The sequence below is a fragment of the Halocynthiibacter sp. SDUM655004 genome, from assembly GCF_026015885.1.
Taxonomy (GTDB): domain Bacteria; phylum Pseudomonadota; class Alphaproteobacteria; order Rhodobacterales; family Rhodobacteraceae; genus Falsihalocynthiibacter; species Falsihalocynthiibacter halioticoli.
In genome coordinates, this window is the sequence record NZ_JAPDUG010000004.1 from 1 (window position 1) to 22,888 (window position 22,888).

23 protein-coding genes and 2 pseudogenes are annotated in these 22,888 nt (G+C 51.3%); 16 read left to right on the forward strand and 9 right to left on the reverse strand.

Going from position 1 to position 22,888, the window contains the following annotated elements:
* The first annotated feature begins 556 nt into the window (after positions 1–556).
* The 7 genes from N9C89_RS14520 (at position 557) to N9C89_RS14550 (ending at position 5,689) form a co-directional block, all read left to right on the forward strand.
* Positions 557–1,393, forward strand: a complete 837-nt coding sequence (locus N9C89_RS14520) for a CPBP family intramembrane glutamic endopeptidase (protein ID WP_263954722.1) — start codon at positions 557–559, stop codon at positions 1,391–1,393.
* 156 nt (positions 1,394–1,549) lie between these two features.
* Positions 1,550–1,840, forward strand: coding sequence for a hypothetical protein (locus N9C89_RS14525; RefSeq protein ID WP_263954723.1), 291 nt, complete (start codon positions 1,550–1,552; stop codon positions 1,838–1,840).
* On the forward strand, positions 1,837–2,121 hold the full coding sequence (locus N9C89_RS14530; protein ID WP_263954724.1) for a hypothetical protein: 285 nt from the start codon (positions 1,837–1,839) through the stop codon (positions 2,119–2,121). The genes N9C89_RS14525 and N9C89_RS14530 overlap by 4 nt, the downstream gene beginning before the upstream one ends.
* A 27-nt stretch (positions 2,122–2,148) precedes the next feature.
* On the forward strand, positions 2,149–3,225 hold the full coding sequence (locus tag N9C89_RS14535; RefSeq protein WP_263954725.1) for a hypothetical protein: 1,077 nt from the start codon (positions 2,149–2,151) through the stop codon (positions 3,223–3,225).
* A gap of 129 nt (positions 3,226–3,354) precedes the next feature.
* Positions 3,355–3,549, forward strand: coding sequence for a hypothetical protein (locus tag N9C89_RS14540; RefSeq protein WP_263954726.1), 195 nt, complete (start codon positions 3,355–3,357; stop codon positions 3,547–3,549).
* Positions 3,550–3,894: 345 nt separating this feature from the next.
* The gene (locus tag N9C89_RS14545) at positions 3,895–4,719 is read left to right on the forward strand and encodes a DUF1835 domain-containing protein (protein ID WP_263954727.1); all 825 of its coding nucleotides are present in this window, start codon (positions 3,895–3,897) and stop codon (positions 4,717–4,719) included.
* Between the two features lie 205 nt (positions 4,720–4,924).
* Positions 4,925–5,689: a hypothetical protein gene (locus tag N9C89_RS14550; protein WP_263954729.1), complete on the forward strand. Its 765-nt coding sequence runs from the start codon at positions 4,925–4,927 to the stop codon at positions 5,687–5,689.
* Positions 5,690–5,755: 66 nt separating this feature from the next.
* On the opposite strand, the pseudogene N9C89_RS14555 reads toward N9C89_RS14550, so the two are convergent.
* A pseudogene (locus N9C89_RS14555) lies at positions 5,756–6,467 on the reverse strand (IS6 family transposase).
* A 68-nt stretch (positions 6,468–6,535) separates the two neighbouring features.
* On the opposite strand from N9C89_RS14555, the gene N9C89_RS14560 reads away from it, so the two are divergent.
* Positions 6,536–6,946: a DUF1214 domain-containing protein gene (locus N9C89_RS14560; protein WP_263954730.1), complete on the forward strand. Its 411-nt coding sequence runs from the start codon at positions 6,536–6,538 to the stop codon at positions 6,944–6,946.
* Positions 6,947–7,085: 139 nt separating this feature from the next.
* A complete protein-coding gene (locus tag N9C89_RS14565) occupies positions 7,086–8,318 on the forward strand; it encodes a DUF1254 domain-containing protein (RefSeq protein ID WP_263954731.1) in 1,233 nt (410 codons plus the stop codon).
* A 614-nt stretch (positions 8,319–8,932) separates the two neighbouring features.
* Here the strand turns inward: N9C89_RS14565 and N9C89_RS14570 are convergent.
* The 3 genes from N9C89_RS14570 to N9C89_RS14580 all read right to left on the reverse strand — a co-directional run bounded on the left by N9C89_RS14570 (position 8,933) and on the right by N9C89_RS14580 (position 11,601).
* Complete coding sequence (locus tag N9C89_RS14570; RefSeq protein WP_263954732.1) at positions 8,933–9,550, reverse strand: hypothetical protein; 618 nt, start codon at positions 9,548–9,550, stop codon at positions 8,933–8,935.
* 333 nt (positions 9,551–9,883) lie between these two features.
* A complete protein-coding gene (locus N9C89_RS14575; protein ID WP_317134937.1) occupies positions 9,884–10,489 on the reverse strand; it encodes a sugar O-acetyltransferase in 606 nt (201 codons plus the stop codon).
* A 425-nt stretch (positions 10,490–10,914) separates the two neighbouring features.
* On the reverse strand, positions 10,915–11,601 hold the full coding sequence (locus tag N9C89_RS14580; RefSeq protein ID WP_263954733.1) for a hypothetical protein: 687 nt from the start codon (positions 11,599–11,601) through the stop codon (positions 10,915–10,917).
* A gap of 77 nt (positions 11,602–11,678) precedes the next feature.
* On the opposite strand from N9C89_RS14580, the gene N9C89_RS14585 reads away from it, so the two are divergent.
* The 3 genes and pseudogenes from N9C89_RS14585 to N9C89_RS16205 form a co-directional block, all read left to right on the forward strand.
* Complete coding sequence (locus N9C89_RS14585) at positions 11,679–12,005, forward strand: MarR family winged helix-turn-helix transcriptional regulator (RefSeq protein ID WP_263954734.1); 327 nt, start codon at positions 11,679–11,681, stop codon at positions 12,003–12,005.
* Between the two features lie 894 nt (positions 12,006–12,899).
* Positions 12,900–13,331: a hypothetical protein gene (locus N9C89_RS14590; RefSeq protein WP_263954735.1), complete on the forward strand. Its 432-nt coding sequence runs from the start codon at positions 12,900–12,902 to the stop codon at positions 13,329–13,331.
* Positions 13,332–13,700: 369 nt separating this feature from the next.
* Positions 13,701–13,901, forward strand: a pseudogene (locus N9C89_RS16205) (transposase); the annotation flags it as partial.
* Positions 13,902–14,100: 199 nt separating this feature from the next.
* On the opposite strand, the gene N9C89_RS14595 reads toward N9C89_RS16205, so the two are convergent.
* Positions 14,101–14,613 carry a hypothetical protein gene (locus tag N9C89_RS14595; RefSeq protein ID WP_263954736.1) on the reverse strand — a complete coding sequence of 171 codons (513 nt, stop codon included), beginning with the start codon at positions 14,611–14,613 and terminating at the stop codon, positions 14,101–14,103.
* 473 nt (positions 14,614–15,086) lie between these two features.
* On the opposite strand from N9C89_RS14595, the gene N9C89_RS14600 reads away from it, so the two are divergent.
* The 4 genes from N9C89_RS14600 to N9C89_RS14615 all read left to right on the forward strand — a co-directional run bounded on the left by N9C89_RS14600 (position 15,087) and on the right by N9C89_RS14615 (position 18,171).
* The gene (locus N9C89_RS14600; protein ID WP_263954737.1) at positions 15,087–15,494 is read left to right on the forward strand and encodes a hypothetical protein; all 408 of its coding nucleotides are present in this window, start codon (positions 15,087–15,089) and stop codon (positions 15,492–15,494) included.
* Between the two features lie 318 nt (positions 15,495–15,812).
* Positions 15,813–16,559 carry a hypothetical protein gene (locus tag N9C89_RS14605; protein WP_263954738.1) on the forward strand — a complete coding sequence of 249 codons (747 nt, stop codon included), beginning with the start codon at positions 15,813–15,815 and terminating at the stop codon, positions 16,557–16,559.
* 168 nt (positions 16,560–16,727) lie between these two features.
* Positions 16,728–17,441, forward strand: coding sequence for a hypothetical protein (locus N9C89_RS14610; RefSeq protein WP_263954739.1), 714 nt, complete (start codon positions 16,728–16,730; stop codon positions 17,439–17,441).
* A 331-nt stretch (positions 17,442–17,772) separates the two neighbouring features.
* On the forward strand, positions 17,773–18,171 hold the full coding sequence (locus tag N9C89_RS14615) for a hypothetical protein (protein WP_263954740.1): 399 nt from the start codon (positions 17,773–17,775) through the stop codon (positions 18,169–18,171).
* Between the two features lie 1,059 nt (positions 18,172–19,230).
* On the opposite strand, the gene N9C89_RS14620 is transcribed toward N9C89_RS14615, so the two are convergent.
* The 4 genes from N9C89_RS14620 to N9C89_RS14630 are packed head-to-tail and all read right to left on the reverse strand — an operon-like array spanning position 19,231 to position 22,742.
* Positions 19,231–20,745: a hypothetical protein gene (locus N9C89_RS14620; RefSeq protein ID WP_263954742.1), complete on the reverse strand. Its 1,515-nt coding sequence runs from the start codon at positions 20,743–20,745 to the stop codon at positions 19,231–19,233.
* Complete coding sequence (locus N9C89_RS16210; RefSeq protein WP_394358518.1) at positions 20,703–21,080, reverse strand: GtrA family protein; 378 nt, start codon at positions 21,078–21,080, stop codon at positions 20,703–20,705. The genes N9C89_RS14620 and N9C89_RS16210 overlap by 43 nt, the downstream gene beginning before the upstream one ends.
* Positions 21,077–21,769 carry a class I SAM-dependent methyltransferase gene (locus N9C89_RS14625; RefSeq protein WP_263954743.1) on the reverse strand — a complete coding sequence of 231 codons (693 nt, stop codon included), beginning with the start codon at positions 21,767–21,769 and terminating at the stop codon, positions 21,077–21,079. The genes N9C89_RS16210 and N9C89_RS14625 overlap by 4 nt, the downstream gene beginning before the upstream one ends.
* Positions 21,762–22,742: a glycosyltransferase family 2 protein gene (locus N9C89_RS14630; protein WP_263954744.1), complete on the reverse strand. Its 981-nt coding sequence runs from the start codon at positions 22,740–22,742 to the stop codon at positions 21,762–21,764. Before N9C89_RS14630 ends, N9C89_RS14625 begins: the two co-directional genes overlap by 8 nt.
* Positions 22,743–22,888 lie beyond the last annotated feature (146 nt).

The following is a 22,888-nucleotide window of genomic DNA, read 5'->3' on the forward strand; positions in this document are numbered from 1 at the left end:
CTATCAATCCTGATGAGCACGGGAAAGGTACCGAACGCTCGCCGCGCTGAGCGCCCGATGTGGCAAAAAAATGAAACTGATAAATTACAGGGCGGAAACCAGACGTTCGCGGCGAACCGTACCAGTGTCCGCTAAGGGCCGTTCATGTATGTGCAGTTACGCTCGTTTCGAGGAGCTGCTTCGAGCAATCTAACGGCAGCAATGAACCCGATCCGGACGCAACTAGAATACACCGTTTGCGCCCGCAGTATCTCCAGTTCCGTATGGAATGCGATATCCTTTCGGCTCTGATGCTGTAACCACGTGCGACGGCGTCTGATGTGCCAATGTGAGTTGGTCGCAATACGCATTGGAGCCGGTTATGTCAGAGATTGTGAGTACAGCTCGAATTCGCTTCCGAACACAACATTCAACATGGTGGGCGAACACTGTTCTCAGCGATGCTTTGGAAAGCTCGCCAGCATAAGAGATTGCCATTTCAGTTTCGGGCTGTTCTTCAAGTGCTCTGCAATCTATCCTGCCCGCTTGAGAAGCTGAACAACAAGGAGCGTTTCGCATGAGACAGTTCTTTACCAGCCGCCCCATCGCCACTTCGCTGGTTGTCGTTGCGGGTTATTTCACCATCCTCGCAGCGCCGGCGATATGGTCTTCTCAGGCTTTCGGCGGCGATCCCTCCCGGTCGCCACAACAGGCTCCGATCGATCAATTGGCCGCCGAAATCCTGCTTGCGGCTTCTGCCGTTGCGATCGTTTTCCTCCTCGGCTGGGCGAGACAGGCGAGACTTACGTCACGTCCGGCGTGGAGCGGATTGGGGTACGCATTGGTTCCGGCGATGATCACGCTTGGTCTGTTCGGCGTGGCCATTCTTGCCGCCAGCCAGGGCGAAGCCGACTTCTCTGCCTTGATCTCCAGCGGCCTCCCGCAATCGATTCTGCTCCTTGTTCTATTTGTTGGAATTTTCGAGGAAGTTCTGTTTCGCGGCATACTGCTGCATGGATTTGAGCTCCGTATCGGCCCCGTGGCGGCGCTTTTTGCGTCCTCATTCGTCTTCGGAATCAGTCACTACGTTAACTGGATCAACGGGCAAAGCTTTGCAGCAACCCATCCACAGGTTATCCACGCCGGACTTTCTGGCATCCTCTATGGTGCAATTGCCCTCCGCACGCGATCGATCTGGCCCGGGGTGCTTCTGCATGCGCTATGGGATTTCGTGGTGACCATGAACCATGCCTTGATTGGCGATACTTTCGGCGCTGACCCAGATTCAACGACAGGTGGCGCTTTAGTGCAGGTCTTCGGCTTCTTGTTGCGCCACTTTGAACCGCTTCTGGGGTTGATCGTCCTTGCGGGGTGGTTTCGTTGGCAAAGGCGTCAGGCCGATCAGATGCAATGATTGTTTTCTCTGATCTGGATGACGGCCTCTGTCGATGGACACGAACCTGTCCCGCACTATTTGCCTATTTGGACACTCTAACGTACCCTCAAGGGACCCCGCAATCGAAAGGGACCCCCTAATCGAATCGTGCAACCAAAGTAATCGGAGACACCCATGTTCAAACAAATCGGACTATGCGTCGGCCTCGTCATTGCCGCCGGCGCGGCTCAGGCCTTTGACCGGCAGACAACCAACGCTCTTAAAGCCTGTCACGACTACATCTGGGATGTGCCGGAATTCAAGGACCTGCCGAATGCGGCGATATCAGTCTTTCCGGGCTCGGAGAATGGCGACAAAATCGTGGTCAACTGGAATGTGAACTGGGATCAGCCGGCTGTTCAGGCCGCTGGCAACTGCACGGTCATCAGCGGCAATGTTGAAGGTTTCGAGGACTATACCAAATGAAGCTGCGCGAAGAATCTACTGGTGCTGTAGTCGAGAACGACCGAAAACAATCGCGTGGACTGCGACTGCCCCTGTTGGCGGTGTCTGCATTCGGGCTCATCACCCTATGGGGATGTGGCGCAACGGAAGATGAGGTACGAACGGCCGCGACCGTCGGTGCTTCGGCTGCACTTGCTGCCGAAGCCTCGGAGGAGGCGAAGAAGGCCACAGACTATGACGCTATTGCAAAAGAAGCAGTCGCCGATGTCGATACCACCGGTTTCGATGCTCTTACCGACTAGACAATCCATCGCAGGGATCGCCGAGAGATGGGATCATTGAAATGGGCGGCTTTGCCGATAGGCGTGGCCCTTGTCATCACCCTGCTGTCTGTTCCCCAGGTTCGGTTCCTGTTCTTCGGGATGCCGGAGCAACGGTTGGATGGGCGCTCGATCGCGCTTGACGTTGCCGATGCGCCGTCAACGTCAGCGCCGCTTCGCAGCAGCGTTGAGCGGGCCTTGACAGATGCCGGGCTGAGCGCGGAGCCACTGCTCGGCGACATTGCAACCTCCGGACACCTCGCGCGCCTGGATGCGGGAGAGGTAACAGTAGACCAATTGCTGAACTATGCGGAGCATCTCAATGCACTGGCGCTTCGCACCAAGGAGGCGGGTCGCCAGATCCCGTCTACCTTCTGGGATGCTGAGACTGACCAGATGCGCGTCGATGGATGGACGCCATATCGGGTTGTTGCTGCACTAGCATCGACAGAAGGCCGACCATATATCGACGCGCTTGGAGCCGCCTTTTCCCGTTTCTATGATTTCAAGACTTCCGAGCCCGATGCCGGCGATACGGCTCTCGATACGGCTTTGGATTTGTTCGAGCCAGCCATCAGACTGATCGACGAAGTGCCGCGGGAACACATGCTTGAGACATCCGAGTACATCCGCAACAAGGAACAGGCCGCTCTATATCTTTGGCAGCAGCTCGTCGTCGGATCGTCGCGCCGCAATCCCCTGACACATATCAAGCTGTTCAATCACGGCTTCGCCCAGCGGTTTCATGTCGGGACCATCTGGCAATATGATACCGGAATAGCCCAGAATAATTCTGCGATCTGGGGAGTGTCTGGTTTTGCGCCTCGATATGTCGGCCCGCCTGAGAACAACAACCAGGTCGAGCACATGTCGATCAGCATGACCGTTCAGGGCATCCTGCGCGAACCGCTTCAGGTCCTTCAGGCCTTTGAAGAATTTGAACGTCTTGCGGGGCCCGTGAGTTCGGCAGAAACCGCTGCAGACGAAGCGTTGAATACTGCGGTTCGGCAAACTTTCGTTTCGAACCTTGAGAAAGGCCTGCAAGCCGCGGTGTCTGCTTTGAGAGAAACCCTCCGCGCCCCTTGAGCCCTTGCTTCACGTCCTTTGGCACCGTCGTCCCGGGTTGTTGATGCAGACCTCAATAACACCAGATTGAAGGCTCGTTAGCGCGTGCGAATTGATCGCGGCACACGAAGGCCCGGAGCACGGAAAGATATGCTCCTCGGGATGGTTGCCTTGTCCAGCAGCTCGATTGTTGAAGCCGACCGCCGCGAAGGAGAGGCTTTGACTCGCCCGACTCCGATACCATCGAATGGCTGGTCTCGTGAAGCTGCAACGCTGTACATAATGGCGGAATGGATGGCAGGTCTGGGCCGTTCGTGTCGTGTGACCTCGGTTGATTACCTATGATACTGCAAAGCGGAAAATGGCAGGAATGAGTCCGAAGCGGAAGTGGTTTGGCTTTGATGCTCGCAGGTGCTGCAAGCTGATCACTGACGCCGTGCGGGCACCACAGAAAGAAGAGCGGCCTTTCGTTGTAATCGCAGCGAAATCTGAAAGGGCAGGGACCGAGTTGCGATAAAGAACAGCGCTTGACACGCGACTATGCTTTACGCAGCCTATTGCTATCCTGGAGCCCGGGCGGGTCCGTTAGCTTAGCAATGCAGATAACGACGTGAAATTTCAAAAGTTTGTGTTTGTTGAGCAAATACCCGAGCTTTTCTTATACTGATATTCTGGATAGCAAAGACCGATATGTCTGAATTTTGTGGAACTCTAGACAACAATTATCTGCACGTGGCACTAAGCGATAGTGCCGTGGGCTGCCTTCGCGCGGCTTGCCAGTCAGGTGCGATGCCGGGCACTGTTATTGGCATCCCAGATGATCTCAGCCATGGCCCGCTGGACGATCTGCAAGTACGCCGCAGCTACTTTCAGAACTTGTTTATTCAAAGTGGCGCAAGACGAGAAGAGGCATGTGACATTCTTGCGTCCTGGCGCTGTCTTATGGCTGAAGCTGGCAGAATACAGACAAGGGAAGTTGTCGTTTGGGCTGGCGAAAACGTATCAGAGACTATGTTTCTTCACATGTTTTGCGACTGGATGCACGTTACCGATATTAAGCTATCGCATGTCAATGTTTCTGAAAGCAGCGACCAGCACTACGTCGCTATGTGGCAGCCGTCATATCTGGCCGGTATTTGCAATAACGCTCGCGAATTGAATAACGCAGAGCGGGAACATCATTCATCTGAATATCGGCGCCTTTGCGCAGAAAAGGGTGTATTGCGCCGATGGTCAGCGGGACGTGTCGCTACAATGCAATCCAACTTCTATGATGACCTGCTCTTGTCAAGCTGCACGACCGATTGGTCCGTTGCCGGTCGGGTCGTGGGTCTTGCAATGAGCCGGTGCGACGCACATAATCGGTTGAGCGATCTCTTTTTCGCCAGTCGACTGGCGGCCCTGATCGAGAACGGCTTGATTGAGGTCCAGAAAAAGACAGGTCGATTGTTTGAAAACAACATTCGCATGTCGGCATCGAGTCCAGCGCATGAATCGAAGGCTTGGCGCGGCTAGCCGTTTCCCAGGCTTTGCGCAGATAGTGCGTCAGCCACGCGAATTTGAGGATTCGTGCCCGATAGCGTCGCTCGCAGGAGCTCTCTGCAACTGAAACATGCAGCGCCAGACCAAGCCAGTAGAAGAGTTTCGAGTCGACCTGAGCGCGAAATTTGGGTTACGCTTGCCGAAGCGAACGTTGGCTTGAAAGTCTTGGGAGTGAAATATGAACTGTTGGGTATTGGTGGCAGTCATATTGATGGGGAGCTCGGGCAACCCGGCAGTAGCACAACCGCTTGAAGAAGAACCAAGGGCGTTCAATCCCTATAGCGAAACGGCCTTGGCGATTACCGGGCCAGTGATTTTGTCGACCAGCCGAATGGTCTTTGAGACAGGTAAGTTTCTAGAACTCGAGACCGTCAACCAAGCTGCTTCGGGTGCCTGGGGAGTTTCCGGTGACGTGCCTGTGGCACAAGTGTTCCAAGTTACAGGAGACGTAGGACCTCTTCGACGGGACAACAACCTCTGCGGAGATCAGAGCATAACCTACATGGCAGCTTGGGCGGAGGAACTCTCCGGCTTCGAGTACCTGGGAATCGCGATGTTCAGCGGTGCGGAGATGCCGGGTGGCGCAATCGCAGACGGCACCTGCGGGACCTATTTCTATTCGATCGATATTACAGAGGCACTAGCCCAAGCACTCAGGTTTGGACCGATCCTGGTCACAGAACGCGATCTGGTCAGGCTCGAGGTTCGGTATGAATCAAGCAATCAAGCACTTGTCCACTTTACTTTGGAACAAGGGATCGCAAGCGCGTTGGCTGCCTTTACCTCCGCCTCGGTTGGACAACACTTGGACATCTGGGTCGGCAACCAAATGTTGAACTCTGTCTACATTGCTGAAGCCGTCACGGGGGACCAATTCATCTTGCCGCTAAGCAAGCTACAAGCGGAGAACCTCGAACGGTTGCTAGGCGCAGAAATTCGCTAAGTGTCTGCCTTCAATTCATTTTAAGGACACCAAGGGTGCTGTCAGACGAATTCGAACTCGTCTCGACTAGGCCATTGAGTCTGCCCTTTTTGTCGCGCAAAGACCGCGCCACTCGATAAGCGCGACCGTGCGATTTAGCTTGAAATGATCTCTTTGGGAAAGGCTGCGATCCTGATTGAAGTGATTGAAAATGGATGCATGGACGGAGACGAATTTCTGCAAACTTCGCATCCTGCGAAAGCGGTGCATAGCTCGTTCCCTTCGTCGAAACGGGAGATGAGAATTCTCAGCGCGTTTGTTCTTCCAGCGTCCCGATTCCTGCTTAGTCGCATTACCAATTTCTTTCATCGCCGCGCCGTAGGAACGCAATTTATCCGTGACGACCACACGTGACTGACCATCCGCTTCATCGCGTTCTTCAAGAATTTAAGGGCTGAATCGCGATCCCGGCGCTTGGTGACATAGCTTTCCAGCACTTCGCCTTCGTGATCGACTTCCCGCCAGAGGTAATGTCGCTCGCCGTTAATCTTCACAAAAACTTCATCCAAATGCCACTGCCAATTCGAGTAACACGCTTTCTGCGAATCTCAGATGCAAACATTGGACCAAATCGGTTCCACCAAAAACGGATCGTTTCGTGGCTCACATCGACGCCGCGTTCATGCAGCAAGTCTTCGACATTCCGAAGCAAAAGCGGAAACCGGACATACATCATCACCGCAAGTCGGATGACCTCAGGACTGGTTTTAAAATAACGAAAAGGGGAACGTTTTGTCATGGAATGAGGTTAATGTCCCGCCCTACGCTTCACAACCGAGTTTCCTCTGACAGCGCCCCTCGGAAGGTATGGTGAACCCGCCAGTCGGCGCCGGTCAGGTCTATATGACGGCAAAACGCGACAGCAATGGCGAGCTTCTGCGCGCGGACCGGACGTACCGGCTGCATGTGCTGGCGGATGCGCCGATCAAGCAGTTCTGGTCGGCAACGTTGTACAGCGAAAACACACGCCGGCCGTACGACAACGGTGGCACCGAAATCCGTGACGGCAGCCTTGGCAGCCGGACCGAAGGCGTGAAGGTATTTGACGACGGCAGTGTCGATCTCTATTTTGGCCCGGAAGCGCCTGATGGCATGGAAAGCAATTTCCTCAAGACGGTCGGAGATGATGGCTGGTTCATCTACTTCCATATCTACGCACCGGAACAGCCGTTCTTTGACAAGACGTTCCAGCTACACGATTTCGAACTGATCAAGTGAGGACTTTCCCAAGATTGCCCAAACATCGAAGCTGGCCGGAGCTGCCGCGATCGCAACAGCGACGGCTCTCGGGTCCGCGAATGCTCAAGTTGACAACATCTCTGCCATTGCAGAGGAGGCATATATCTTCGCCTACCCAATGCTCTACAACTATCAAACGCTGTACAATCAGACCCAGGACGCAATGGACGCCGGTTACATCGGTGGGTTTTCGGAGTATCGCCACTACTCCCATCCCTACTCTCCAAAGGACACTGACATTGTCACGCCAAACAATGACACGACCTATTCCTGGGCTTGGCTGGATCTGCGTCGAGAGCCGATTGTGTTTGAGACGCCGGATCTCGACGAAGGACGTTACAACGTCTTTCAGTGGGTGGACCTTTACACCCACGTTTTTGCCAGCCCCGGCTCACGCCTCAATGGCGATGAGGGCAAAACTTTTCTGTTTGTCGGGCCTGACTGGGACGGTGACGTGCCCGACAGTATCGATGAGGTGTTGAAGAGCGAAACAGATTTTGTCGGCACCCTGACACGGACCAGCATTGTAGGCGTGGATGACATTCCGGCTGTGAAGGCGATCCAGCACGGCTATCGGTTCACACCGCTGAGTGCCTATGTAGGCAAGAAGCCACCCGCGCCCGCACCGGAGCCAAACTTCCCGGTCTGGCATGGGGCACTGGCACAATCGCCCGCCTTCATCACCTATTTGAACTTTCTGCTGGGCCATGTGGATCCGCATCCTGACGATGCAGAAGCGCTGGCCTCCTTTGAAGCAATCGGCATTTCGCCGGGGGCCGTGTTTGATGCCTCTGCTCTGGACAAGGAGACCCACGACGCGATCCAGTCCGGCATCGATGCGGCGCTGAAACGTCTTGAAGATCGCACGGCTACCAACAAGGACAACATCGGCCTGTTTGGTTCGCGCGCTTATCTCGGCACGGATTACGAATCCCGTGCTGTGGGAGCAATGATTGGTATCTATGGTCAGAATGAGGAGGAGGCAGTCTACTTCTCCTATTCCGCCGACACCGATGGCAACCCGTTGGATGGGTCCAAAACCTATACGATGAAGTTCGACCAACAGCCGGAGGTGTCAGAATTCTGGTCCCTGACCATGTACAACCTGCCGCAGCGGCTGCTTGTGGACAACGAGATCGATCGCTACTCCATCGGCGACCGCACGGAGGGGCTTGTCACCGATGGCGACGGCCTGACCATAACGCTCGGCCCGGATGACCCGGGCGAGGGGCAGAACTGGCTTCCGACCCCTGACGGACCCTTTTTCATGGTGATGCGCATGTACGGCCCCGGTCAGAGTGTCGTCGAAGGTACCTGGCCGCGCCCGGAACCGGGGTTGAGCTCGAACTGAACCAGGCAAGACAGAAGGCGGATCTGGCGGGAAACACCATCGTCCGCGCGCCTCCTGTCGAACGGCTTTGTCGATGCTGACTAGCCCTTGGCAGCGGCGTGCAGAAGACGGCGGCCTTGTCCGCTAGCTTCCCGATCGTGTGGTCCGCCTCGCATGTCCAGTTCTCGCCCGTTGTTTTGGTTCTCGATCGGAAATCGTGGGAACGCTGAGGATACGGCGAAGGTCCGGAAGGTCGGCATTCTACCAGCCCGTCCGGACCGTAGAATTGGTTACTCTGGGCTCTTCACTGCCGCTCACCGTTTCCACCCTGGAGGTCTGCTTCCGGTTACGAAGGTGATGCTGCACGTGCAAAGCGTTCTTGAATCTTGTCCGGCAGCTTTGCGCAGGTAGCGGAACAGTGACTCTCGGCCTCGAACGGCAGCAACGTCCGCATTGCAGTCATCGGTTTGCCTATAATGCTGCGCTTCACTCCCAATTTCCGCTTTGGAGAAGCTGCGGTTAGGCATCAATGATCTGAGCCAATGTCTGCAAAGGGCCGTAAACAGCAGCGTTTGCAAACGGCAGAGACGATGATGCCGTGAACGGCTTAGGGCCACTGAGGGCCCAAGAGAGCGCTATCCGGCCTCTCGTAAAGCATCAACAACCGATTGACGGCGACATTCGTCCTCAAAATGGACAACACGCTTCATTTCCATAATATCGGCCATCTGATCCGTCGAGAATAGTTCATTGATTGGTAGTAACGCATCAAGCAGGGGTTCATTCACAACCGCAAGCAATTCAGGCATGCGCGTTAACAGCGGTTTACCAGGGCCGACCTGAAAGAATGCTGCAGAAGTGTCTAGCTGTTCTTTGGTGAAACTCTGAACAAGAAAGGCTTGCCCTTCATCGCTTCGGTAATAATTCGCTAACAGGGCGAGTTCTTCGGGCGCTAAAACCTCTTGAAAGGCGATGATTGCATTTTCTTGGATTTTTTGCTCCAGATCTTGAAAATATGTACCGCCGATTTCATCCCATAACCTATCAGGGGCGATGATTTCTGCGCCAAGACGCTCAAATGCGGGCTCAACCTTGGCCAAGATGCTTTGTGATAGCAACTCCAGTTTTTCCTCATAATCTCCCAATATCATGTGTTGTCGAACGATATAGGCAGCGTCTTCCTCCGTGTCCGCCCGAGAGAAGGATGCTGTTCCAATAGCTAAACAAGTCATGAACGCAAAAAACTGTTTCATGATGCGATGCTTACCGAGATTTCTGTCAAAAGTAAGACGTCAGCCGAGTTCAGCGGATTAGGCTAGGGGTGACTTGTCAAGCGATGTCCGCCACAGCAAATTGCAGGAGAGGTGCGGGCATCAAGCGAACCCCAATGATTTGAAAGGAAAAGAGGAACTAGGCGCGGCGGCTACAACGCGAAACGGGATGACGGAAACAATATCAAGTTAGGGCCTTCCTTTTAGGCGTTGCTACGCCCGTTTCGAGGATCTGCTGCGAGCAATCTAACGGCAGCAATGAGCCCATACCGGGCATCTATTACGCTTTAGTGTTGGCGGCCGGTGTACGAGAAACTAATCGTCTACCGAACGAAGTTCACGCGCCGGGTTGCCCGCAACGATCATCCGCGACGGGACATCTTTCGTAACAATCGAGCCAGCAGCGACGACCGCGCCCTCTCCAATCGTAACTCCTGGCATGATGATTGCTCCTGCGCCGATCCAAGCATGATTTTCGACCGTAATTGGTAACGCGTAGTTTACAACTCTGAACGGAAGGGGGTCGCCCTCCTTTGGGGGTTGAAACCGGTCTTCTGGCCGAACGGGATGGGTGTCTGTAATGAACTGGACATTGGGCCCAACTGCAACAAAATCACCTAATGTTATGATGTTTGAGTCGAGAAATGTGGCGCCATAATTTACGAAAGACCACTTTCCAAGCTTTACATGTCGTCCGTACTGGATAGTAAAAGGTGAAAGAACTATCGACGGTCCACTTCCTTCTGCAAACAAATCTTTTGCAGCCTCAACTCGTGCCGGCAAATCATTGTTGGAGACAGCATCCAGCCGCGCCTTGGCCTTGCTCGCTTTAGATTTCAGTTCGAAAAGAAAGGGGTCGGCCCCATTGTGATGGCGTCCAGCCAGCATGTCCTCGTAATTCTTGTTTGTCATATAATCCATATCTCCACAGAGGATACGATGTGCGTCAGCCATTACTTTACTTGTTTTAGACTTTTCTAGCGACTGTTCAATGAAGCGCGGCTTCTAGCCCTTAATCCAAGAACGGCTTCGTCCGCGCTTCGGTCATTGATCTCCCAAGAATGCGGCGTTTTAGATGAACGTCCGCTTCTAGGCAGCTGCATTGCAGCGACGTCTAGATGTAGACGGCAGCAAAGGGCCGATTGTGTTAATCCTATCTGGACCGCAAGCCTTTGATACTGCAAAGCAGAGAATGGCATGAACGAGCCCATAGTACCAGATGCTGCGCCTTGGAGGAATGTCGGCTCTTGGTGATGTGTGGCCCGAGCCGGAAATTTCTGAGACGGCGCTGCTCATAACTTCGCTGGTAGATGTGGCGCTCACATTGCCAGAGATGGCGGGAATATTCATGCTGTCCGCGAAGGATGCTTGCCAGCGACAGCTCGGTCTCCCTGAAAAAACAGACGAAGATCGTTAACATCAAAAGCCAAGCAGATTGCAACGGTGAGAGAAAGCAGCATCGAATAGGCGGACCTATCTGGTATGAAGACTAACCACGCCAAGAGCGGAATCCACGGTACCAGATGCGCCAGCCCGAGAATGCGTCGAAGCCCCCCATCGTATCCCACCTGTCCCGCCAAAAGCGGGGCAGTCGCGAGGTAAGCCAAAAGCGTAACTTCGCCTATCCTATCGGGCAGCAAGGCAAATGCAGCTATGAACACACCATTCAGAAGTACCAGCCAAAGTCTAACCCACAGCGGCAGGGCCAACCAGGATGTCACAATTGCCCTAAAGTGTTGCTTGCTCGTGTGCCCATGCGCCTGAAGGCCGCAAGTCCATAGTTGTGCAACCCCAAGTCCCGCTACAAATGTGGCGACGATTACCGCCGCGGCGATGCCCCATGTCGTCGTTATCCAAAAATTTGTGACAATCAGTGCAAGTGTGGCGAGCCACCAACCAAAGTCGCCAATTGAAAACCAGATAACTTCAAACTCGCGGACTGTTTTGCGCCGAGAAGCGACAATCAGATGGACACCATTGGCCAGCAACCCGATGCCAAGGCCGAGGATAACTACTTTGGGAACCGCACCCAAGAAAGCCGCAATCACATGCGGAATGATGATGAAAAGTGAGCCAAATGAAATGCAGCTTGTTGCACGGTAGAGGCTTCATGGGTCTCACACAAAGTCAGTTGAGCTTTCTCAGCGCGCTGGATTGCGGGCCAAACAGCGCCTCGCAGATTGCAAATGATCTTGGAATTACCCGCCAAGCTGTCCACAAAACGGTCAAAGAGCTTGAAGTCTTGGGATGGTTGAATAGCGAAGCTGACCCGATCCGTCGCAATCAACGCATCATCACCTTCACGGATGAAGGGGAACGTTTGATGTCAGAAGCTCGCGCACTGTTTGAGCAGTTGGATGAACGACTTTTCGCCGGCTGGAAATCAAGTGAAATAGAAGCGGTGTTCTCGCTCTTACGAAGCCCGTTAGACGGCTAAGAATGTTTTCGCCGTATCGCCTTCCCCTCGTCGTTAGGAATACGTAACTTTGTATATGGCAGCAAAAGCGGACATTGTTGGGTTATGCTCTGCAGAATCCTGGTCATTATACAGATTTATTGGGCTTAGAGGTCAATCTATGCTGTCGGCCCGCGAACATAGCTGGTGGGTTAGATAAGCATTACTGGGTGACGACTGATACAAGGTCAGCTGGTATGGGAGCCAACCCCTATATACGCCCGGCAAAGAATATGAACGATGGGGCATACCAGTACAAATTACTGATCACTCTCAAGATAAGCCCACGCAATGCAGCGTGATGAGTAACGTCGATGAGCAATGTGTAAATGAAGAGCTCGTTATTGGGACACCGCTTGGGCGATTTACACCCCCGTTTAATCATTGCCAAGCATTTGCATATGGAGTGGTAAACCGTTGTCGATATGGACCACAGTATGGCATAGGTGTCCCGTCACCTACAAAAGGAGACTTTGGTGGCATCTCTATTCCCAGACACCCGACCCCTTGAACTGTGCAATGGGATCACGGCATGACATCCGCTGGACTAAAATAAATCTCCAGACGAACCCTGAAAGATAAGTATGAAAATAATGAAAGGTTGGCAAAAAATAGCTGTAGCTCTCTTTTCTGCGTTCGCCGCTTTCTTTTGTGTAGGGCAGGCGATTGCATTTTCGTGGCTGTCGTCTTTCCCTGAACGATCTGAGTGGCTTACAGCATATCAGACGTACTTTTGGGGGTTCAGTGCGCTCGCTCTTTGCTCACTTGGAGTGTCGATTTATGCGACTGTATCATTCTTTAGGAGCAGGTCACCGAACCAGCCCTAGACAGGTAAATTTCTACTGCACCTGGATTCGAATAGGAGCACCTTAAAGTATGACTGCAAGAATCGTCCTACGCCTCGCTTTTATAGCATCCATGGCCCTCTTTTCGAGCAAGGCTTGGAGCAATGAACTTCGTGACGCCCCATTTTGGGCAAATCTCCAAAGTCTCAATGCGTTGGTTCCAGAGCATCTCGCAGATAAAGGGTTAGGGGTCATCTTCGTCGACGTGCCGACTCCACGATTTTCATGGTTTCTTTGGCCTAAAGAAAGAAAAAGGCATGCTATTCTTTGGTTTAAAGTTTCCCATGAAACACATCTCTATGGTGGCCTATTTTTGACCGTATTGGATGCGGAAGGCTCCCCATTTTTCTTCCCTGTAGACCCTGTTATTTCATTGCCTTGTATTGATATCGATGAAGTGGTGAGATCTGTGGACGTCTTGGACCCCATTGACAGCTTCATTCGAAGCTTTTGTACTCAGTGATAGAAGAATCCGGTGTAAATATCGCTAGATATTCACTTAATCTAGCGCATTGAAACTTGCTTTTTGCAGTAAGCTAAAAAGCAACTCCAACGTTCTTGGGGGACTTCCTTTGGCTGTCGTTTTATGTGCAAGATCCATCCAGTTCGCGTGCAACACATGGTAGTCCTAGCCCTTTTTGCGTGCGATTTCTTCGGCCCATTCCGGCAGGGTAATGTCAGCAATGGTGGTGACGCGGGTCTGGTGCGGTCGGAAGATAACCAGGCCTTGCGGGGTTAGCTCTAGCTTATAAAAAGGGGTGTTATCTTGGCCCCCTAAAACAGCGCCACTATTTGTTGACGAAGGGAGTTCCAGAGAACGGCACGGAAACGGTATTCAGATGAAGATGCGCTTAAGATATTGCGCGAGATTGATGTCCATTTACACGATGGGCTTAATGTTGTTAGCGCGTGTCGCAAAGCGGGTATTTCCGATAAGACTTATTACTATTGGCGCAAGAAGTTCGGCGGTCTGGGGCGCCCGCAGCTTTCCGAGTTGAAGGCACTCAAGAAGGAAAACGATCGGCTGAAGTAAATTGTTGTGGAACTTCAGCTGGACAAGGTGATCCTGAAGGAGAGCCTTGATTATTTAAAGTCGAAGGTCTGACGATTGATGGGGTGCGTCAGGCCGTGATCCACACCCGTCAAAGGTTGAGCACTTCAGAGCGTCGAACCTGCGCCGTTCTGGGACCACTTCACAACCAAGAACCTATTCATCTAAAACAAAAAGAACCTTACTTGCAGTATGATTTTATATACTCAGATAGCAACTGAGCCAGTTTAGGTTCGGTTTTCTTTGAGACAACAACACCAGCTGAAATGTGAACGTCTTGCTTAAAAGCGTCCCCATCGCAGTGATACATAGTTTTACTTTGACGAACCCTGACAGGCAGCCCCATAACCGCGGATAAGAAGTTTTTCTTCGATGGCCAGAACCCAACATGCATGTCACCGTGGACTGGTGATATCCTCACACGCTCAACTGTCGAAAGGTCTATTGTCCACACCGTCTTTGCAATCTTTGAAGATTGTTGTGACGATTTGTCGTGCATTGAGCAATTTCTTGGATAGGCGTTGATAATCTCCAGCTCGCATTCTCTTAACTGGGACCTAATAATACTCGCCTCAGCTGTATTGGAAAATGTTGATTCAATTGCTTCAATTAAGCCATTTTTAGACTGAGATTCAAATGCGACCACCGACTGAGCGCAAAGATAAGCCATCAAAAACAAGATTAGTTTCTGCATGCGGGAAATCCTATCGAAGCAATAATTGATGATATGTATCACACACTTTTACACCTTATAAAACACACCCGATGTGAACTGGTCGCTTGTCGCGGGCGAGATGACTTTGGCTTTAGCCCCAGTCCGAACTGATTGGCCTCCGAAGTACACGGCTATGGGCTCTTCGTGATCCAGCTTGGACACACCTAGCCGCACGCCCCCTTCCCTCAAGGGGAGGGTATGGCTAATGTTGCTCAAACTGGGACGCGCTAATTTGGAGCAAGACATGAATTTATTGAGATGTCAGATAGGTCCCGTAATTGGGGCATGCTGTCTAACGCGATTTTCGTGCTTCAAGAAAGTATCACCTAGACTTGCTTGTGCCGTTTTCTTACACTCTCCTTATGGGCGAGTGGCCAACATACTCCAAAAAACAATGGGTTAAGGCGGTAAACTTTTCTGCGCTTTTTGGGTGGGCACTAATCTCAGTCCCCATGTCCGCTGCAACCGGTTTAAGCACTATTATATATGCAGCAATATATGGTTTACCCCTCTCTTTTTTCTGTTGTTGGTTGGTTGGTGGCTCTATCTTGTGGCGTGCTATGCGCTACCGGGTAACCTGGCTTAAAGCGATGTCGCTCGGCGGATGTATTGCGTTGATCCTTGCCATCGTACTTAATGCCGGAACTGCTTTCGGACACTACTTGGATTGGAAAAAGTCGATCGAACTAGTCACTTACTACTCGGGCGGCGAAGCTCAATCCTTGAATATTGAAAGCATATTTACCGCTAGTGAGTGGTTATTTGTCGCTTTGTCGACAGCTGCCCTCGTAGGTGTGGGTTCATTTGTCGCGTTTGTTGCCTGGCTGTTCGTGGGCGAGCCCGAAACACAGTCATCTTAAACTTAAGCTCTCTTTTTCTAATGAATTGATTCACCTGCTTCGGTTTGTGGCTTAGTTCCACTGTGTTGCGATTGCCCCGAAAGGGTGCTCGAAAGTATAGCGAGTGTTTCATTTGAAAAGGCTGCTTGGTGGTAAAAACTTTCATGGTCAAAATGAAGGGAAAGCTCCGCCCTACAAAGCATGATCCCATGCGCTCAGATGGATTGTTGCACGCGTAGTGATGAACACGATGAACTCAGAAAATCATATAGTGCGCAACGTGAAAATGCTAAACTAAAAAGCCTTGTTGGTCATAAATTTGCGTGGCATGGTCTCAGCATGCTGCGCATTGTTGGCCACTTATTTTTCGTTCTAACTTTGACAGTTCTCACCCAACTTGGCGGTCTGGCGTGGCTCATTGCCGCTTTCTTTCAACGGAAGATTTTCGCCTTCGCGGTCGTCTATTCCGCTTTAACCGTTTCAGCCGTGTGGGTTGCGCCGAGCTTTGGGCGGGTCGCTTTGAATTGTTTTGATGACGGGCCGCTTGAAGTTCAAAGCTGGATGTACTGTGTACTCAATCGCAACTATGTCGTCCCGGAGCTCCGTGACATTCTTGTTGAGACCGCAAACGAATTGGAGCGCCAGTTTCCGGGCACAAAAACGATTGTCCTAGACGCGAATTTCCCCTTCCTGAACGGGTTTCCCCTATTGCCGCATTTGTCGCACGACGATGGCGAGAAAGTCGACCTCGCCTTCTATTACAGAGACAAAACTGGGTATCTGCCGGGAGCGACGCGCTCTCCGATAGGGTACTTCGCTTTCGAGCAAGGCCCGACGGAATGCTCGGCAGCATGGCCGACTCTCAGGTGGGATTTAGCCGCGTTGCAACCAATGTGGCAGATATACGAACTGGAGGAAAAGCGTACCGCTGCCCTTATTCGGCTTCTCTCAGATCACAGGAGAGTACGAAAAATATTCGTGGAACCACATCTTGTGCACGACTTAAATGTAGCGAGCTCAAATGTCCGCTTCCAAGGTTGCAGAGCGGCACGGCATGACGACCACATTCACATCCAGATCAGGTAGCTTCTAGGGGCTGATATGGGGTAAGTGACCCTTAATCAGCGAGAATGTTTTTTTCGTCTTCAAACAAAGCAGCAACGGCTCCCAGTCGACATGAATTTCGTGGCTTGCAAATGTATTGCGACGCGACGAAAGTCGGCTAACGCATTCACTTGCCGGGGATTTTTAGTAATGAAGCAGGTTTTCTGTGGCTTTATTTTGCTCTTAGTCGCATCTCCAGCACTTACAGAGGTTTGTGGCACGACGCACCTAGATTTGGAGCCAAACTACGGCATCACCAATCAGTTTAAGGAGATGTTTGATTTCTTCTCCTCCCCGCTTGGTGTTGGTTTGATTGTACTGATCGTAGTAACCCTCCGCGTCAAAAGGCGATGGCTCTCTGTTTTTTCGGCAGCCCTAGTTCTTTTTGCAGCAGTTCTCGCGGCTGTTGATTGGTATCTGCTCAGAGATGAAATAATTCACGCCTCCCAGAAAGAAGTCAGTGCTGCCCCACCGTTCGCTACAATAGGATTGTTGCTATTACTCTCTATATGGCTTTTTCAACGCGGGAGACTACGCATTACGCAACGCCTAAACACTATTAACCTAAGCGACGATTATGATGACGTTGAAATGCTAATGGATATTGAAGAAGCATTCTCAATAAAAATCGAAGACAGCGAAGCGGAAAAACTTGAAAACATGGGTGACCTTTATGAGCTTGTGAGTGGAAAACTTAAGCCCCAATCAGATATTGATCCCGTTTGGCTACTGCTCTGTAGAATTGCACGAATTTATTCTGGATCAAAAGACCCAATAAACAAGAAGACAACGTTCTTTCCAGAGTCTGCAGAAAAGCGCGTAGAACTTTCCCAAAAGACAAGTAAATTCTCGGGCCAAGATTAGGCGTTTGCAGATGAATTTAGAGGCTTTCCTGATCCTGGAAATGGAACTCATGCGGTCGAGCGGCAAAGGCTAAGAACAGCGGTTTTGATGCCGAAACGCACGATTACAACGCAACGCAAGCATTGTTCGCTAGTTGAACTTTCCGGCGCGACGATCTCATTTTCGTTGGCTGGCTACAATTGCGTAATGCAATCTGAGGAAGCGAAACTGCCCAACATCTGTCGCAGCGCATCAGAATCTGCATGTTGTTTAACTATTTGATGTAACTCAAATTTTAGACTAACACTGGGTCAGATTCCGATATCGCCAATCTGACAAATTCGGGTAGACAATGACAAACTTGAATAAGGAAATGTTAGCAAAGCTAGATGGCTACGATGGGTATGAAATCGACGCAAGCGATGACCAGATAACCGTCTCCTGCAACAACCCCGAAAGCTTCGACGTGTCGATCTTTGCTTTTGACGAACAATTTCAGGTGAACTTCGCAGGTTGGCACGAGGTCTTTGACGATCAAGAGGAGGCAATGCGTTGTTTTGCGTTTGGCCTTTCACAACAATGTCGCCTCGAGGTGGTAAAACGTGGCAAGATGGAATGCAGCTGGACCATGCAGTTTTTGCAAGATGACACTTGGGTCGATGACAGCGTTACTGGTATGTTCTTAATCCCATTCTGGCGGCCAAAACAGATCGAATATAGGTTCAATCTTATCAAGAGAAAACCGTGCTAAAACCCCTTGAGCCGTGGTCCAATTTGGTGAGCGCAGTGTTGACTGGCCTCGAGTGTTCTGTTGATCAACTAAAAAGGCTTCTCAGAAACGTAACTACTCTTAGAAATTCGGGTGTAGATCGAAAAGACGCGGATGGCTCTGTTGTCCGAGATAACCACACAAGATGCGTAGAGTGTACTGTCACCGACGGAACCAGTGCAAGTGAATCAAAGATCCTGACTGAGCTATTGGTTTTTGGTTCTTTGCTGCTAATTAGTGTTGGGTACAATGCTATGGCACAACAAGTTGTTATTACGACTGATGGTGAATTCGGTGGCTTAGTTATTGGTCAATCAAAGCAACAAATTTTTAACGAACTCGTAAGTAGGCCAGATGTCCTGAGTGTTTGGCCCTCGACGGTATCACGCGTGTTTGACGTCAGCGCCTATGGGTCCAAATAGGGCAATTTGATAAGAGAGAGTTTATGGCTCATCGTCACCACTGAGGAGTGGACGATGAGAAAGACAACAAAAAGCCCTGGCGAGAAGATCGTCAAAGACATCAAACGTGCTACGCGCAAGCAATATTCATCCGAAGATGAAGATCAGGATCGTCTTGGAAAGCCATAGGCGTCCTCTGTCACCTCTGTATAGCGATTGCAGAGCAGAGTCTTGAGTTCCGTGACCGTACCTCTCCAACGCTTGTCATCCTGCATGAGCTTGAGGATCGCCAAGCCCACAGGGTGACCTTCCACAGTGGCGCAGTCGCTCCGGCATCGATTAGCCGCGTAGGACTCCAGAAACGCCCCGTCAGGCCATCCGCCCAATTGGCAAAGTCCACCATCCGTGGCCGCTCTGTGAGCGTCTCAGCAGGGAGGTTTCCAAGCGCGGTTGAGACAGCATCCAGCAATCCGTCCAGAATCCGTGGTCTTATCGCTGACCTGAGCCCCAAGTTTCCTCCAGCCTTCGGAGAGTCCTTGGGGTATACTTGATGGCGGCAAGCGGCCAGTTCGGCAGCGCCGTTGGTTTCAAGTTAAGTGAAACACCCTGCGACAACGGTTCATTCACGGATGAGTAGCCTTCACAGTTCGCATCCCGGGCGTGAGTAGATGTCATAGGTTCCGACCATGCCGCGGTGTTGATAGGTGTTCCAAGCGATGGAAAATTTGTCAACCTGTTGAAAATAATCCAAATAATCGAATGCGGCACCGTTAAAATAGGCTTTGTCAGGGCTGGTATCGACAATAACCACCTGCGGGCGTGTGCGAAAGAAATCGTCCAGAACCATCTCGCGGGCGTCATTGAGAATAGCGCGGTAGTTTGCTTGCTCAATCGAGTTTTCAGTCTGACTCAGCAAGTAGCTGGCACCAGGGAAAAGCCACAAAGTGGGCGCGCGGTTTGCCGGTTCTGCCTGTGCTAAATTGGCCAGAGGGAAGCCCGATGATACTGTTGAACTGAAAATTTGAAAACTGCGTTGGCCTGGCGGACAGATAAAATACGGCGCGGCATTGGTGGCGAAAGTGTTGGTATACGGTCCAGCCCTGAGCGCAGGCACCAATAGCACTCCGATGGCCAGAGTGGCGGACAACATCGGCCACCAATGTTGTCGTGCATGCGCGAGGCCCGTAGCGGCCCATGTCACCGCCAGCACCACGTAAAAGTTGGCGGGAATGCGTTGGTAATTCCAACCCTTGGATTGAAACAGGTAGGCTGCGATAGCGCTCGCGCCAACAAGGATCACGAGAGCGGTGGCATGGTTTCTCTGCGGTGTCAGCGCCATAAGTACCAAGGCGAATGCCAGTACCGCGATCAAGGTATTGGAGCGCACCAGCATATCTGAAAAGGGCGTGTCAAAAGCGCCATAAAGCTGAAGCGTACGAGGAATAACACTGTCAAAATAGGCTGGGTGCAGGATGTAAGAGGCTATAACATAAGCAACTAATAGCGCAGCGGGCAATACAAATTCGATCCTTAGCGTCGGGCGCAGGCTGCGAGCGCTCAGGACCTTGTAGATCAGGATTATCAGCGGTAACAAAAGGAAGTAATGCTTGAGCGCGACACCTAAAACCGCCCATATGGCGATGCCTGCACGTTGTGCCTTGCTCGGCGGATTTTCGAGTAAACTCATCACCAGAAATGGCAAAAAGAAGATCGTAAAAAGGTGGTCGCGTTGCCCGAAGTCACCAATTGGAAGCAAGACTAAACCGACCGCAGCGACGCCAAGAAAGATCCGACGTGAAAGAGGTGTTATCGTTGGTGAGTTCCGAAACAGGCTCCATGTCGTCAAAAGGGATACTGAAATCAGGGCAAAAACAAATGCTTTATAAACTGCGATTTCTGATAACCCAGAAACACCAGAAATCCAGACGGGTATAGCAGTCAGATAGAACGCCAAAGGCGGATTTAGCTCAAAGATTTCTTCATAGATCGGAAGGCCGTCAAGCCACCAGCGGGTTGAGATCAGATACCAGCTAATGTCGTGGCTTAGCATTGTGCCGGATAGCAAAAAGACGCCCAGCATTATGACGCAGATAGGGAAAAATAGATCGCGTGTCATGTGCGGAAAACAAAAAATTTCATCATTATGAACGAACATAACGGAATCACTATCAGCACCGACAAGAAGGACACCACCGGAGCAAAGCGGTAAAGCAACACCGGAATGATTAGCGATAGTACCAACCCCATAAATGTTGCGGCGGCGAACCTACAAGCTTCAAAAGGCGCCGCCCCAACGTTTCGGAATGTCAGGTGTTTGTGACCCAGGTATGCGAAAACAGCGGCGAATGCGTAAGCAATGACCGACGCAGTAATTGTATTGAGCCCCAAAAGGCTATTCAGTGTGGCGGCACAAAGAAAGTAAAGCGCCGAGTTGGCAGCACCCACTCCGACAAATCGAAGTGCCTCCCCTGATACTGATCCGAAAATCATGATACTTGCCCAATGGCCGCGTACTGTGCCCCAAGAGGTAGCCAATGCAATCGGCGCTCAATTTTTCTGAAGCCTGACTTGTTGGACGGGAAAAACACGAAATTGCGGGTTGCAACATCAATTAGCCCAGCCTTTCGCATGCGACGGCGCATATTGCGTGTACCGAGCAAAACAGCGTCGGCATCAAACGGGCAACGAGCAACGGACAGACGCGTGGCGGGATTGAGAGGGTTGTGTTCAATCAGGCAAACCAAACCGCCGGGAGATACAACTCGGTTTAACTCTGCCATGAAATTATCCCAATGTGCAGGCGGCACATGATGCATAACGCAAATTGACAGGCACATGTCAAAACTGTCGTCGTCGTAAGGTAGAGTTAGCCCGTCGTAGACTTCGTATTTGCGATCTGGGTTTTCGGTTCGAGCGCGAGCAATACTATCGATTGATACATCAACTCCTTCAACCGAAGAGAACATTGGAGAAATCAGAGGATGCAGCGCGCCTACACCACAACCAACATCCAAAAGCTTGGGATTCGGGCGCTCACTTAGGCGCAGAGCCAAAAGATCTTGAATCATCAGCGCTTTGGAGTGCTGAAAGAAACCATGCGACAGGCCAGAGAAGCTTATAGACTGCTCCACCGTGTCTATATAGCGATCACTGTAGGCATCAAATTGATCCTTAGCCATTGGAAACTCGATTTGAACTTGGCATTTGAACAACTTCCGCTACGCCGATGCTTTCCGTGACGAAATAAAGGGGGCGTTGTTTGCTCTCGTTATGGATGCGGCCAACATAAAGGCCGATTACGCCACTGATCAACAGGTTCATGCCTGAAAGGAATGACAATATAACGATCGTTGAGGCCCAGCCATCTATGAGCTCGTCCGTAAAAAGCGCCATAGCAAAAATGTATGCGCCATAGGTCATGGCACCCAGCGAAACGAGCGCACCCAACCAAAGTGCAAGCCGCAGAGGTGCGTCAGAAAACCCAACAACACCGTCCATTGCCAATCTCAGCATCTTCTTAAACGGGTATTTGGTTTCGCCGGCCACGCGCTCAGGGCGGTCAAACTGCACAATGGTCTGACGGAACCCGACCCACGCAAACATACCACGTAGGAAGCGATCGCGTTCTGGCATGGATTTAATCGCTTGAATAACCTTTGAGTCAACCAATCTGAAATCACCAACATCACGTGGAATTTCGACCGACGATAATTGCGACAAAATGCGATAGTACAAACTGGCAGTGAACTTCTTAAAGCGCGTTTCCCCTTCACGCGCTCGGCGTTGAGCATGAACGATTTCGTAGCCCTCCTGCCATTTTGCAATCAGGTCATGCACAACTTCAGGCGGGTCTTGAAGATCGGCGTCCATGATAATCACGGCTTTTCCACAAACTGTGTTCAACCCTGCTGTTACTGCAACTTGATGGCCAAAATTTCGTGACAAGCGGATCATTTTAATACGCGGATCTTGTGCTGTATATTCGGCTACAATGACAGCGCTTTGATCTCGGCTCCCGTCATCGACAAACACAACTTCACTTATCCCATCGATCTTGTCCATTAGTGCTGTTATCCGCTCCAACAGAGCAGGCAAAACTGCTTCTTCGTTCATGAATGGTATAACAAAGCTGTATGTGACGAATGAATTCATTGTTGTCTCTATGTGCATAGATGCTACCTAATGCGGTAAGGGTCCGCGATCTAATACAGAGTCTTATAGGAATGAGGCAGGATTTAGACTGTTTCTTGTCGTGAAATGGTTTTGAGTGAGAATAAATATTGTTTCTATTTTTTGGT

Coding starts and splice junctions, on each gene's coding strand:
- N9C89_RS14520 (WP_263954722.1), top strand. CDS start 557: ATGAGACAGTTCTTTACCAGCCGCCCCATCGCCACTTCGCTGGTTGTC.
- N9C89_RS14525 (WP_263954723.1), top strand. CDS start 1,550: ATGTTCAAACAAATCGGACTATGCGTCGGCCTCGTCATTGCCGCCGGC.
- N9C89_RS14530 (WP_263954724.1), top strand. CDS start 1,837: ATGAAGCTGCGCGAAGAATCTACTGGTGCTGTAGTCGAGAACGACCGA.
- N9C89_RS14535 (WP_263954725.1), top strand. CDS start 2,149: ATGGGATCATTGAAATGGGCGGCTTTGCCGATAGGCGTGGCCCTTGTC.
- N9C89_RS14540 (WP_263954726.1), top strand. CDS start 3,355: ATGCTCCTCGGGATGGTTGCCTTGTCCAGCAGCTCGATTGTTGAAGCC.
- N9C89_RS14545 (WP_263954727.1), top strand. CDS start 3,895: ATGTCTGAATTTTGTGGAACTCTAGACAACAATTATCTGCACGTGGCA.
- N9C89_RS14550 (WP_263954729.1), top strand. CDS start 4,925: ATGAACTGTTGGGTATTGGTGGCAGTCATATTGATGGGGAGCTCGGGC.
- N9C89_RS14560 (WP_263954730.1), top strand. CDS start 6,536: ATGGTGAACCCGCCAGTCGGCGCCGGTCAGGTCTATATGACGGCAAAA.
- N9C89_RS14565 (WP_263954731.1), top strand. CDS start 7,086: ATGCTCTACAACTATCAAACGCTGTACAATCAGACCCAGGACGCAATG.
- N9C89_RS14570 (WP_263954732.1), bottom strand. CDS start 9,550: ATGAAACAGTTTTTTGCGTTCATGACTTGTTTAGCTATTGGAACAGCA.
- N9C89_RS14575 (WP_317134937.1), bottom strand. CDS start 10,489: ATGGATTATATGACAAACAAGAATTACGAGGACATGCTGGCTGGACGC.
- N9C89_RS14585 (WP_263954734.1), top strand. CDS start 11,679: ATGGGTCTCACACAAAGTCAGTTGAGCTTTCTCAGCGCGCTGGATTGC.
- N9C89_RS14590 (WP_263954735.1), top strand. CDS start 12,900: ATGACTGCAAGAATCGTCCTACGCCTCGCTTTTATAGCATCCATGGCC.
- N9C89_RS14595 (WP_263954736.1), bottom strand. CDS start 14,613: ATGCAGAAACTAATCTTGTTTTTGATGGCTTATCTTTGCGCTCAGTCG.
- N9C89_RS14600 (WP_263954737.1), top strand. CDS start 15,087: ATGTCCGCTGCAACCGGTTTAAGCACTATTATATATGCAGCAATATAT.
- N9C89_RS14605 (WP_263954738.1), top strand. CDS start 15,813: ATGCTGCGCATTGTTGGCCACTTATTTTTCGTTCTAACTTTGACAGTT.
- N9C89_RS14610 (WP_263954739.1), top strand. CDS start 16,728: ATGAAGCAGGTTTTCTGTGGCTTTATTTTGCTCTTAGTCGCATCTCCA.
- N9C89_RS14615 (WP_263954740.1), top strand. CDS start 17,773: ATGACAAACTTGAATAAGGAAATGTTAGCAAAGCTAGATGGCTACGAT.
- N9C89_RS14620 (WP_263954742.1), bottom strand. CDS start 20,745: ATGTTCGTTCATAATGATGAAATTTTTTGTTTTCCGCACATGACACGC.
- N9C89_RS16210 (WP_394358518.1), bottom strand. CDS start 21,080: ATGATTTTCGGATCAGTATCAGGGGAGGCACTTCGATTTGTCGGAGTG.
- N9C89_RS14625 (WP_263954743.1), bottom strand. CDS start 21,769: ATGGCTAAGGATCAATTTGATGCCTACAGTGATCGCTATATAGACACG.
- N9C89_RS14630 (WP_263954744.1), bottom strand. CDS start 22,742: ATGAATTCATTCGTCACATACAGCTTTGTTATACCATTCATGAACGAA.